Source organism: Streptomyces flavalbus (assembly GCF_042674625.1).
Taxonomy (GTDB): domain Bacteria; phylum Actinomycetota; class Actinomycetes; order Streptomycetales; family Streptomycetaceae; genus Streptomyces; species Streptomyces flavalbus.
Map to the genome: position 1 here is coordinate 4,291,945 of NZ_JBHTEB010000001.1, position 11,123 is coordinate 4,303,067.

General features: G+C 68.8%; 10 protein-coding genes and 1 tRNA gene. 6 read left to right on the forward strand and 5 right to left on the reverse strand.

Annotation, left to right across the window (positions count from 1 at the left end; genetic code table 11):
* Positions 1–209: 209 nt before the first annotated feature.
* Positions 210–1,307, reverse strand: a complete 1,098-nt coding sequence (locus ACFQZ6_RS19310) for a DUF1152 domain-containing protein (RefSeq protein WP_381610858.1) — start codon at positions 1,305–1,307, stop codon at positions 210–212.
* Positions 1,308–1,387: 80 nt separating this feature from the next.
* On the opposite strand from ACFQZ6_RS19310, the gene ACFQZ6_RS19315 reads away from it, so the two are divergent.
* Positions 1,388–2,128, forward strand: coding sequence for a GntR family transcriptional regulator (locus ACFQZ6_RS19315; RefSeq protein ID WP_381610859.1), 741 nt, complete (start codon positions 1,388–1,390; stop codon positions 2,126–2,128).
* A gap of 276 nt (positions 2,129–2,404) precedes the next feature.
* Positions 2,405–2,881, forward strand: a complete 477-nt coding sequence (locus ACFQZ6_RS19320; protein ID WP_381610861.1) for an ATP-binding protein — start codon at positions 2,405–2,407, stop codon at positions 2,879–2,881.
* A 49-nt stretch (positions 2,882–2,930) separates the two neighbouring features.
* Here the strand turns inward: ACFQZ6_RS19320 and ACFQZ6_RS19325 are convergent.
* Positions 2,931–3,004, reverse strand: a tRNA-Gly gene (locus ACFQZ6_RS19325).
* Positions 3,005–3,563: 559 nt separating this feature from the next.
* Between ACFQZ6_RS19325 and dcd the strand changes: the two genes are divergently transcribed.
* Positions 3,564–4,139, forward strand: a complete 576-nt coding sequence (gene dcd / locus ACFQZ6_RS19330) for a dCTP deaminase (RefSeq protein ID WP_381610862.1) — start codon at positions 3,564–3,566, stop codon at positions 4,137–4,139.
* Positions 4,136–4,642, forward strand: a complete 507-nt coding sequence (locus tag ACFQZ6_RS19335; protein WP_381610864.1) for a phosphoribosyltransferase — start codon at positions 4,136–4,138, stop codon at positions 4,640–4,642. Before dcd ends, ACFQZ6_RS19335 begins: the two co-directional genes overlap by 4 nt.
* A 105-nt stretch (positions 4,643–4,747) precedes the next feature.
* On the opposite strand, the gene ACFQZ6_RS19340 is transcribed toward ACFQZ6_RS19335, so the two are convergent.
* Together ACFQZ6_RS19340 and ACFQZ6_RS19345 are read right to left on the reverse strand one after the other, a co-directional pair.
* Positions 4,748–5,668, reverse strand: coding sequence for a hypothetical protein (locus tag ACFQZ6_RS19340; protein ID WP_381610866.1), 921 nt, complete (start codon positions 5,666–5,668; stop codon positions 4,748–4,750).
* Between the two features lie 342 nt (positions 5,669–6,010).
* Entirely contained in the window at positions 6,011–7,012 is a 1,002-nt protein-coding gene (locus ACFQZ6_RS19345) for a Yip1 family protein (protein ID WP_381610868.1), read from the reverse strand.
* A 150-nt stretch (positions 7,013–7,162) separates the two neighbouring features.
* Between ACFQZ6_RS19345 and ACFQZ6_RS19350 the strand changes: the two genes are divergently transcribed.
* The gene (locus tag ACFQZ6_RS19350; RefSeq protein ID WP_381610870.1) at positions 7,163–7,483 is read left to right on the forward strand and encodes an antibiotic biosynthesis monooxygenase family protein; all 321 of its coding nucleotides are present in this window, start codon (positions 7,163–7,165) and stop codon (positions 7,481–7,483) included.
* 149 nt (positions 7,484–7,632) lie between these two features.
* Here ACFQZ6_RS19350 and ACFQZ6_RS19355 read toward each other — a convergent pair whose 3' ends face one another.
* The gene (locus ACFQZ6_RS19355) at positions 7,633–9,852 is read right to left on the reverse strand and encodes a (Fe-S)-binding protein (RefSeq protein ID WP_381610872.1); all 2,220 of its coding nucleotides are present in this window, start codon (positions 9,850–9,852) and stop codon (positions 7,633–7,635) included.
* A 227-nt stretch (positions 9,853–10,079) separates the two neighbouring features.
* Here ACFQZ6_RS19355 and ACFQZ6_RS19360 point away from each other — a divergent pair, with 227 nt between their 5' ends.
* Positions 10,080–11,123 carry an MraY family glycosyltransferase gene (locus ACFQZ6_RS19360; RefSeq protein WP_381610873.1) on the forward strand — a complete coding sequence of 348 codons (1,044 nt, stop codon included), beginning with the start codon at positions 10,080–10,082 and terminating at the stop codon, positions 11,121–11,123.

Consider the following 11,123-nt stretch of genomic DNA (forward strand, 5'->3'; position numbering starts at 1 on the left):
GGCTCGCGCCAAAGTGGCTGCGTAAAGCCGCGGAGCCGACCGCCCCAGCCGCGACGTGCCCCTTCTCGGGCGTCAGGTAGCTGATTGCTGTGCGCGCGGCGCGGGCACCGGCCGGGCTGGAGCGGGGCGGAGACAGGAGCGCAGGCCCGGCCGGGGGCCGGGCCGCGCGGGGAGCGGAGCGAGCCGCCTTGAACCCGTGAAGAAGGTTGTTACTCAGGAGTGGTTGTGATGCGCCACAAGGGGGCGTCGTACTGCTCTGGGCGGCTGTTGGTCAGTAGCTCGCGTAGGTCTTGGCGTTGGGTGCCGTTGAGGTTCAGGGCCTCGGTGAGGTGCCGGAACGTCGTGTGGGTGACTCCGCGGCTGCGGGCCTCGGCCTCGAAATCGTCCAGCCTGACCAAGACCGTCTCCGGGTTCAGGTCCAACGGTGGCTGTTCGGTGAGCCATGCCGCCTTGTTGCGCTCGTAGTCGATCTCGGAGTAGCCGCAAATTTCGCGGCTGTGTGCTTCCGCCTCGGAGAGACTGGCGGTGTGCAGGATCGCGCGCGCCAACTGGTTGCGGCTCAGGGCCTCGTCCATGTCGGCCTTGTGGACTGCCGGGCCTTCGTCTGTCAGGGGTACGGGTAGTCCTGCGTCGCGTACCTCGCAGGTGCCTCGTACTCCTCGTGCTGTCGCTGCGAGCATCGCGGTGGCCTCGGACGGGTGCCACTCCAGGACTGAGCTGATGGGCTTTACGTCCTTCGCCGTGAAGGTGTGAGCCACCGGGCCGACCGCGCTGAGTACGTCTTCGGGGGGCAACTCGCCGTCCAGGCCGGGGCCTGCCACCAGGAGGCGGACCGGGGCGTTCACCTGGCAGCACGCTGCCAGTGTGAGGGCGTCGGCGAGTGGGCTCTTGAGGGTTGGTTCGTCGCCTCGGGCCAGGATGTCGCCGCCTACGTCCAGGAGGTCGATGGACGTTGGCGCCAAGTGCTCCACCAGTTGCTCCAGTTGGCGTGTGATGCCCTGGGCGCCGTGGTGCGGGTCGATCAGTGCGAAGGTGTGGGGGAGTTCTGCGGCTAGGCGGGGGAGCGTGGAGCCTGCTGGTGCGATTGGGCGGGCCTCGGCTGGGGCTGTCCATACCGCTGGGGTGAGCTGTTCGAGGCCGGTGAAGTCCTGTGGTCCTCGGGGGCCTGGGAGCGGGTCGATCAGGAGGCGGTCCCATGCGTACGTGAGGATCACCGCCTGGTCCTCGTCGCCGTAGAGGGCGGCGTGAAGCATTGCGGCGGCGACCGCGTCGCCCCCTCCTCCTGCTGCGACGATCAACCGCGTCATGCGGTCAGCCTACGGGGTTGGCCATTGGACATTCACCCTATAGTGGCTAGAGGCCGTAGCCACTTGGACAAGGAGGGCGGATGCCCCAGATTGAGGAGGCTCAGCCGAAGTATCTCCAGATCGCGCACTACATCCGCGATCAGATCCTTCGGGGCGACCTGCGGCCGGGCGACGAGGTGCCGTCGGAACGGCAGCTCGCCGCGACCTGGAAGGTATCCCGGCCCACGGCTGCACGGTCGCTTGAGGCGCTGAGTCACCAGGGCCTGGTCGAGAAGCGGCAGGGCTCGGGCACGTACGTGCGGAGCCTGGAAGTCAACAAGCGGGCACGCGAGTTGTATGGGCGGGCTCGGCAGACAGGCAAGAGCTACACGCCTGGTGAGTACGCGGTCATCACCTCGGCGGGGTGGCTTGAGGCTCCGGACTATGTCGCTGAGGCGTTGGGGCTGGCCAAGGACCGGCACGCGGTGCATCGGCGACGGGTGACCAACAACCAGGACGGGCCCATCACGCTCTCGACCTCTTGGTTCGCCCCGGATGTCGGGCAGCGGGCGCCGAAGCTCACCGACCCTGAGCGCATTCAAGAGGGCACGTTGATGTACGTGGAGAAGATGACCGGGCGGCAGGGGAGTTACGCCGAGGATCGGATGTGCGCCCGGCAGGCCACCGAGGAGGAGGCGGCCGACCTTCGGCTTGAACCCGGCTCGGCAGTCCTGGTCGTCCATCACGTCGTCTACGACCTTCAGGACCGGCCGTTGAAGTTCGCCGAGGCGACTTACCCGCCCCACCGGTGGGTCTTCGAGCAGGGGTACCCGCTCATCTGATGGGTTGTCAGGTGTGACTTACCGCCTGCATCCCGCAGGTGGCCAATGCCACCATCCAGTAAGTGGCTAAGGCCACTTGCTGGAAGGAGGCACGGCGTGATGAGTCAGCGGCCGGATGCGGGCGCGCAGTCCACTTGCCGGGGATGCCGGGGACGCGGTTGGAAGCGCGTCGGCTCCCGTACGGCTCTGGCGCTGTCCACGGCCAACGATCGTGCCCGTGCCACATCGAAGCGGCGCTGCCTGGACTGCGACGGCAGCGGCAAGGAGTGAGCACGGATGGGCAACATCCCCGCAGGCCGCAACGGGCCCAGTGACTCGGCACCACTCGGAGCGATGACCCTGCACCCTCTGCCGGAATCGGTGCCGCTGGCTCGGCGGTGGTTCCGGAAGTTCATCGAGCCGTACGACCCGGCCTGCTCGGTCGACGACTGTGCCTTGATGATCTCGGAGTTGGTCACCAATGCCATCGTCTATGGGCGGGCCGACGAGACGTGGGTTGTACGTGTGGAGTGGTTCCGCAGGGGGGCTTCACTGCGAGTAGACGTGCACAATCCCGGCTTCTCGGCGAACGTGCGGATGCGACGCCCGGATGCCAATGACGCCCACGGGCGGGGGCTGCTCCTGGTGGATGCCCTCGCCGAGTCCTGGTACGCGGGCCCCAGTCGCTTCGGCGGCACCCTGGTCTCCTTCGCTGGAGTCGAGGCAGGGCTACAGGGCCACCGTGCGGGGTCGTCCCGATGGACGCGACGCTGATCACAGCGGACAGCAAAAAGGCCCGGGTCGATGACCTGGGCCTTAATCATGGAGCGGGTGACGAGAATCGAACTCGCGCTCTCAGCTTGGGAAGCTGATGTTCTACCATTAAACTACACCCGCGTAAGACGCCGACCGAGTCGGTGTCTGAATGCTCGCTCACTCTACCTCATGTCAGGCCCCCGGTGCTCAAGCCGTGGGGCCTGAGGATGTTTCAGGGGTGGGGTCGGGGCTGCGGGGGGCGGGAGTTGGGGCGTACGGTGGGGGTGTTGCGGAGGGGGTTGTGGGGAGTTCCGGGCGGGGCGTCGCAGGGGTTGGGCGGGGGGCGGCGGGGCTCGGAGTGCCGCCTGGAAGGGCGTTCGGTTCGTCCCGTAATGTGGGGGTTCGTCGTCACGGCAGTGGCAGCCAGACGCGGCTCTTGGGGAAGGGACTCTTGGACTTGATGGAGCGCACCGTCGTCCGTTGTGCCGATGGGCACGTGTTCAGCACCGCTTCGTTCCCGATGCAGCAGGCCGAGCGGCTTGGGCCTGGTCGGCTCATGCGTTGTCCGCGGTGTGCGCGGCTTCGCAGTGTCGTGCCGGTCAGCTTCGAGAAGCGGTAGCGAGCGGGAACGAGCGGGAGTAGAAGGTCTGGCGCGGGTCCCTATGCGTAGGGGTCCGCGCCTCTTGCGTATCCTCGGGGCGTGCTTCTCTCTGACAAGGACATCCGGGCCGAGATCGATGCCGGGCGGGTACGGATCGATCCCTACGACGAATCCATGGTGCAGCCGTCGAGCATCGACGTGCGGCTGGACCGGTATTTCCGGGTGTTCGAGAATCACCGGTACCCGCATATCGACCCCTCCGTGGAGCAGGTCGACCTGACGCGGCTGGTGGAGCCCGAGGGGGACGAGCCGTTCATCCTGCATCCCGGGGAGTTCGTTCTCGCCTCCACGTACGAAGTGATCTCGCTGCCTGATGATCTCGCCTCGCGGTTGGAGGGGAAGAGTTCCCTCGGGCGGCTCGGGCTCGTTACCCATTCCACCGCCGGATTCATTGATCCGGGGTTCTCCGGGCATGTGACCTTGGAGTTGTCCAACCTCGCCACGCTTCCCATCAAGCTGTGGCCGGGGATGAAGATCGGACAGCTATGCATGTTCCGGCTCACTTCGCCCGCCGAGTCGCCGTACGGCAGTGAGCGGTACGGGTCCCGGTACCAGGGGCAGCGCGGGCCCACCGCCTCCCGGTCCTTCCTCAACTTCCACCGGACCCAGGTGTGAGCGTGCGCGAGAACCTCAGTTACGAGCAATTTGGTGTTGCCGTAAGGGAGTTGGCGCAGGCCATCGCCGATGACGGGTATGAGCCGGACATAGTGTTGAGCATTGCCCGGGGCGGGGTTTTCGTCGCGGGTGGTCTTGCTTATGCGTTGGGGTGCAAGAACATTCATCTGGTGAATGTGGAGTTCTATACCGGGGTCGGGACCACTCTCGACATGCCCGTCATGCTCGCTCCCGTTCCCAATGTCGTTGATTTCTCGGAGAAGAAGGTTCTTATCGCCGACGACGTCGCCGATACCGGGAAGACGCTCAAGCTCGTGCGTGACTTCTGCCTCGACGCCGTCGCCGAGGTGCGCAGTGCCGTGATCTACGAGAAGTCCCACTCCCTCGTCCAGTGCGAGTACGTGTGGAAGCGGACCGACGAGTGGATCAACTTCCCGTGGAGTGTCCTGCCTCCAGTACACAGGTCGGGCGAGGCGGCCAAGGTGAACAGGGAGGCTCTCTAGGAGACCTGGTGGTCGGCGTCAACCGCCGCTGCTCGTGCCCGAGGCTCCTCACGTGAGTGTGTCAGGCGGGCCCGGCTGCTACGCGCAGCCGGGCCCGCGTCGGGATCAGGACTTGACGAGAGTGATGTCGGTGCTCTGGAAGCCGGTGTCGACGGTCACCGGGTAGTCGCGGTCGTCCGCCCTGCCGATGCCCCGGAGTACGGCGGCGCCGGGCTGGAAGGAGGCGGTGGGGTCGATGTTGCTGGGGAAGGAGACGGTCCACGGGACCGGGGCCCCGGGCTCGCAGACGACGACCAGGTTCTCGTACGAGCCGGACGCGGTTCCACGCCTCTGCGCCTGGTAGGCGCTGGCGGTGAGGGTGATGCGGGCCGGCTTGTTGCAGGTCACCGCCCCGCCGACGGTGATCTCGCCAGAGTGGGTGTCGACCGTGCCCGTGGTGTTCAGGTTCATGCCGACGACGAGCTCTGTCGGCGGCTCCGGCATACGGGCGTGCAGCTCGCCGCGCACGGGCAGCGTGGAGCCGCCGCAGAACCGCTCGAAGGTGGCGTCGACCTCACTGATGTAGCCGTAAGGGCCGTAAGCGATGTGGGAGATGGTGAAGGAGCCGGTGCCGCTCTCGCAGTATCGGTCGGTCGAGCTGAACTGCAGCTTGGGGTCCTCAGGCCGGGCGTTGGGCCAGTTGGAGGCGTTGGCGTAGGTGGCGCCGGCGGTCAGCTTCTGGCCGTAGGGGGCTTCCATGTGCAGGGACCAGCGCTCGCCCTCTGGCGTGACGACCGTCGCGCCCACGGCGGACTCGGAGACCGGCCCTGAGATGTCGAACATCTCGGTCGTCTCGGGGGCGTAGGAGTAGGACTGGCCGCCGGAGACGTACTCGCCCGGCTCGCCGCTGAAGCTGAGCGACCCCGTCACCGCCTCGTGGGCCTGCGCCGTCCCCGTCAGCGGGGCCGCCGTCACCGCCAGGGTCACGGCCGCCGTGAGCACGGCCGCCATACGGGCCAGGCTGCGGCCCAGCACGCTGCTTCTCATCAGGTCTCCTTCATAGAGCGGGCCCAGTCCTGACCGACCGGGCTGTGTCACTCACTCACACGACTACCGAATGTCAGGTACCGATCAAATCGGACTGAGGGGGGCGGCTAGTGATCTCCTCGGCAGCACGTGCGGGAACCTAACACCCGCCACTGACAACGCCCGGAGCCCACCTCCGCTGCCCCGTCATGAAGCTCCCGCCTCGCCTGGTCTGCCGCACAGGCACACCTGCCGCTTCCCCCTGCCGTCCCCAGCTCCCCGCGCACGCCACTACGGACGGCCACTACGGACGAAGGGAGGGCCCCGGCGTCTGCCGGGGCCCTCCCTTCGTCCGTAGTGGGGTCAGAACGTGCCGAGCTTCACGATCGACAGCAGCGCGATCAGTTGGATCGCCGACGCGCCCAGCGCCTTCGGCCAGGGCAGGTCGTGGGAGCGGGAGACCATCAGGGTGAGGAGGGCGCCGCCCGCGACCCAGGTCGCCCAGCCGAGGATCTGGACGAAGGGGGCGTCGCCGCCGAGGAACATCGCCACGACCAGGCGGGGCGCGTCCGACAGGGACATGATCAGCATGGAGAGGCCGACCGTGGGCTGCCACGCCCCGTCGCCGCCGAGCTGGCGGGCCAGGGTGTGGGTGACCACGCCCAGGATGAAGGAGCTGATCACCATCGCGACCGCGGTGGTCAGGACGATCGGGACGGCGTTCGACAGCGTGGCGTTGATCGCGTCGTCGCGGGCGCCGTCGAAGCCGAAGACGGCCAGCAGGCCGTAGAGGAAGGTCACGACGAGGGCCGGGACCCACATCGTGTAGTCGCGCATCTGGAGGAAGGTCTGGTTCGGCGACAGCACGATGCCGCGCAGCAGGTCCTTCCAGTGCAGCCGGGGGCCGATCGGACCGGGCGGGGGCTGGTTCACCGTGCCCGCGCGGTACGTCTCGCCCTGGGAGTACGGGTCCTCACCGATCGAGAACGCCTGGGTGTGGCCCGGGTTGTTGGCCGCGTACGGGTCCGGGCCGACGGGGCCCACCGGTCCGTGCGGGCCGCCGGGGCCGCCGTGTGGGTAGCCGCCGTCCCCGAAGTACTCCGGCTCGCCGTGTGCGCCGCCGCCGTGGCCGCCATGCCCGCCGTGGCCGCCGTAGCCCGGGGGCTGCGGGGCCGCGGGCGGGTAGCCGTACGACGGTCCCTGGGGTGCCTGCTGTCCGTACGGGGGGTGCGCTTGCGGGGCGCGGTCGTCCCTGCCGCCGCGTCCGATCCTGAATCCAGCCACGTCTTCGAACGTACCTGAGCCGGGAGAGTGGTGTGCCGGGCCCGGGTCCACCGGCCCGGCTTTGCGGCCGAGCTGTGACATCCCTTACGGGGGTTGAGTCTCCCGTCCCCCAGAAACCCCCGGGAACCCGAGAACAGGGAGGGTGCCTCCCGCGGCGGCCTCCGGTCCCCGACTCGCGCCGACTTGGGGTGTCCCGTCCGGTCCTCGCCCCGTGCCGGGCAGGATGGGGGCATGAGCGTAGTGAAGATCAACGTGCTGACCGTTCCCGCCGAGCAGCGGGAGGTGCTGGAGAAGCGGTTCGCCTCGCGCGCGCACGCCGTCGAGGGCTCCGACGGGTTCGAGTGGTTCGAGTTGCTGCGGCCGGTCGAGGGGACCGACCAGTACCTCGTCTACACGCGCTGGCGGGACGAGGAGTCGTTCCAGGCGTGGATGGAGGGGCCGATGAAGTCGGCCCACCAGGGCGGCGAGGGTGGCGGCGAGCGGCCGAAGCCCGCGGCGTCCGGGTCGACGCTGTGGTCCTTCGAGGTGGTCCAGCAGGCGGCGCCGAAGTAGCCGCGAGGGTCAGGCGGCAGTCGTAGCCGCGAGGGTCAGGCGGCAGTCGTAGCCGCGAGGGTCAGGCGGCAGTCGTAGCCGACCGCCACACGGCCGACGCCCCGCCCGCCCGGCTTCGACTGCCGGGCGGGCGGGGCGTCGTACGACCGTCACTTCACCGGTTCGGGCTCCGGCTCGCTCTCCGACTCCGCCGCGTCCTGCGGGTCGGCGGGCGTCTTGACGGACTCCAGCAGGAGCTGGGCGACGTCGACGACCTGGACGGACTCCTTGGCCTGGCCGTCGTTCTTCTTGCCGTTGACCGAGTCGGTCAGCATGACCAGGCAGAACGGGCAGGCGGTGGAGACGATGTCCGGGTTCAACGACAGCGCCTCGTCGACGCGTTCGTTGTTGATGCGCTTGCCGATGCGCTCTTCCATCCACATCCGCGCACCACCGGCGCCGCAGCAGAAGCCGCGCTCCTTGTGCCGGTGCATCTCCTCGTTCCGCAGGCCGGGCACGTTGGCGATGATCTCGCGCGGGGGCGTGTAGATCTTGTTGTGGCGGCCCAGGTAGCACGGGTCGTGGTAGGTGATGATGCCCTCGACCGGCGTGACGGGGATCAGCTTGCCCTCGTCCACGAGGTGCTGGAGCAACTGGGTGTGGTGGATGACCTCGTAGTCGCCGCCGAGCTGCGGGTACTCGTTGCCGAGGGTGTTCAGGCAGTGCGGGCAGGTGGCGACGATCTTCTTCGCCGACTTGGGCTTCTTCGTCGAGGAATCCACCTCGCCCTCCTCGTCGAGGGACTCGCCGAACGCCATGTTCAGCGCGGCGACGTTCTCCATGCCGAGTTCCTGGAACAGCGGCTCGTTGCCCAGGCGGCGGGCGGAGTCGCCGGTGCACTTCTCGTCGCCGCCCATGATGGCGAACTTGACGCCCGCCATGTGCAGCAGCTCCGCGAACGCCTTGGTGGTCTTCTTCGCGCGGTCCTCCAGGGCGCCCGCGCAGCCCACCCAGTACAGGTACTCGACCTCGGAGAGGTCCTCGATGTCCTTGCCGACGACGGGGACCTCGAAGTCGACCTCCTTGGTCCAGGCGAGGCGCTGCTTCTTCGCCAGGCCCCAGGGGTTGCCCTTCTTCTCCAGGTTCTTCAGCATCGTCCCGGCCTCGGACGGGAACGCCGACTCGATCATCACCTGGTAGCGGCGCATGTCGACGATGTGGTCGATGTGCTCGATGTCGACCGGGCACTGCTCGACGCAGGCGCCGCAGGTGGTGCAGGACCACAGCACGTCCGGGTCGATGACGCCGTTCTCCTCGACCGTGCCGACGAGCGGCCGTTCGGTCTCCGGGCCCGTCTCCCCGGCGAGCAGGTAGGGCGCCTTGGCGTGCGAGTGGTCGCGCAGGGACATGATCAGCAGCTTGGGGGAGAGCGGCTTGCCGGTGTTCCAGGCGGGGCACTGCGACTGGCAGCGACCGCACTCGGTGCACGTGGAGAAGTCCAGCAGGCCCTTCCAGGAGAACTGCTCGACCTGCGAGACGCCGAACACGTCGTCCTCACCGGGGTCGGTGAAGTCGATCGGCTTGCCGCCGGAGGTCATCGGCTGGAGGGCGCCCAGCGCGCTCGCCCCGTTCGCGTTGCGCTTGAACCAGATGTTGGGGAAGGCCAGGAAGCGGTGCCAGGCCACGCTCATGTCGGCGTTCAGCGAGACGACGATCATCCAGATGAAGGAGACGCTGACCTTGATCCCGGCGAACAGGTAGACCAGGTTCTGGAGCGTGGACAGGCTCAGGTCGTCGAAGACCGTGACCAGCGGGTACGAGGCGAAGAACGCGGCCTGGTAGTGGTCGACGTGGTGGATCGCGCCTTCCAGTCCGCGCAGGACGTAGATCACGGTGCCGATGGTCAGGATGACGTACTCGACGAAGTACGCCTGCCAGGCCGTCGAGCCCGCGAACCGCGACTTGCGGCCCGCCCGCAGGGGCAGGTTGAGCAGCCGGATGACGATGAGGACGGCGATGCCCACCGTGGTCATCACGGTGATGAACTCGACGTACATCTCCCAGGGCAGCCAGCCGCCGACGATCGGCAGCGTGAAGTCGGCGACGTAGAGCTGGCCGATGGCCTGCACCAGGATGGGGATCAGGGTCAGGAAGCCGATCGCCACGAACCAGTGCGCGAGGCCGATGACTCCCCACCGGTTCATCCGCGTGTGGCCGAGGAACTCCTTCGTCAGCGTCACACTGCGCTGGTAGGGGTTGTCGGTCCGCACCCCGGCCGGCAGTGGCTGGCCGAGCCTGAAGAACGTGACGAACTGGGCGATGACGCGGGCGAACAGGGCCGAGCCGACCACTGTCAGGATCATCGACACGATGATCGAGGCGAGTTGCATTCCGGGGCTCCTCGGGCCTGCGAGGGAGATTACTAAGCGGTAACTTAATGCAGTTCGTTCGAGAGTACCCGCATCCTGCTCCGCACTGTAGTCAGCGGGGCGGTGATCTGTGTCGCTGAGGCTCGCCTGACCGCTCCGCGGGCCGGGGCTGGTCGGAACAGGTGCGGCGCGCCGAGGCTATCGTGCCGTTCATCCCAAAACATGACGTTCGGACTTAGCTTAGGCCCGTGCTCTACGGGATCGCCGCCGCCATCGCCGCCCTGCTCCTCGCCGCCCTGCTCGCGGGGCTCCTCCGGGTGCCCGGACTGCGGCTCGGCCTCGTCGACCGGCGGCGCGCCCGGCCGGTGCCGGTGGTCGGCGGTATGGCGGTGGTGCTGGCGACGGTGCTGGTGGCGGGGGTGGGCGAGTGGACCGGCGTGGCGCCGCTCGGCGCGGGCGTGGGGGCGCTGCTCGGCGCCGCGGCCGGGGTCGCCGCGCTGGGTCTGGTGGCCGACGTGTGGCGGCTGCGGGCGCGGGTGCCGCTCGCCGGTACGGCGGTGGCGGCGCTGTGCGTGGTGCCGTATGAGGACACCGGGGTGGTCGGCGGGGTGCTGGCGGCGGCGTGGGTCACCGGGGTGGCCGGGGCGTTCCGGGCGCTGGACCACGCGGACGGGCTGGCGGGGACCGTCGGGGTGGTGACCGCCTTCGGGGTGGGCGCCTGCGCGGCGGTGGAGGTGCTGGACGGGCTGGCGGTGCTGCTGAGCGTGCTCGCGGCGGCGCTGACCGGGTTCCTGATGCACAACTGGCATCCCGCGCGGGTCGCGTTCGGCGGCTGCGGCGCGCTGTTCACGGGGTTCGTGCTGGCGTCGGCGGCGGTGCTGGCGCGCACCGGGTACGACGCGGTGCCGTCGGCCGGGGTGCTGTTCGCGCTGACCGCCGTGGTGAGCGTGGACGCCGTCCTGGTGGTGCTGGCGCGGCGGCTGGCCGGGCGGCCGGTGACGCGGCGCGGTCCCGACCACCTCGGGCACCGGCTGCGGCGGCTCGGGCTCACCTCGCGGGGTGCGACGGTGGTGGTGGGGGCCGGGGCGTTCGCGAGCGTGCTGGTGGGGGTGCTCGTGCACGGCGGGTGGGCGGACGCGGGTGCCGTGTGGTGGGTGGCAGGGGGCGGCGTGGTGGCCGTACTCGGGCTGGTGTGCGTCAAGGGGGCGGGGGCGCGCGCGGTACCGGCCGCACGGGCGTCGGTGCAGGTCAGAGGGGATGTGCGGCGGCCCTTGCGTGTAAGGAACGGATAA

Coding starts and splice junctions, on each gene's coding strand:
- ACFQZ6_RS19310 (WP_381610858.1), bottom strand. CDS start 1,307: ATGACGCGGTTGATCGTCGCAGCAGGAGGAGGGGGCGACGCGGTCGCC.
- ACFQZ6_RS19315 (WP_381610859.1), top strand. CDS start 1,388: ATGCCCCAGATTGAGGAGGCTCAGCCGAAGTATCTCCAGATCGCGCAC.
- ACFQZ6_RS19320 (WP_381610861.1), top strand. CDS start 2,405: ATGGGCAACATCCCCGCAGGCCGCAACGGGCCCAGTGACTCGGCACCA.
- ACFQZ6_RS19340 (WP_381610866.1), bottom strand. CDS start 5,668: ATGAGAAGCAGCGTGCTGGGCCGCAGCCTGGCCCGTATGGCGGCCGTG.
- ACFQZ6_RS19345 (WP_381610868.1), bottom strand. CDS start 7,012: ATGTCACAGCTCGGCCGCAAAGCCGGGCCGGTGGACCCGGGCCCGGCA.
- ACFQZ6_RS19350 (WP_381610870.1), top strand. CDS start 7,163: ATGAGCGTAGTGAAGATCAACGTGCTGACCGTTCCCGCCGAGCAGCGG.
- ACFQZ6_RS19355 (WP_381610872.1), bottom strand. CDS start 9,852: ATGCAACTCGCCTCGATCATCGTGTCGATGATCCTGACAGTGGTCGGC.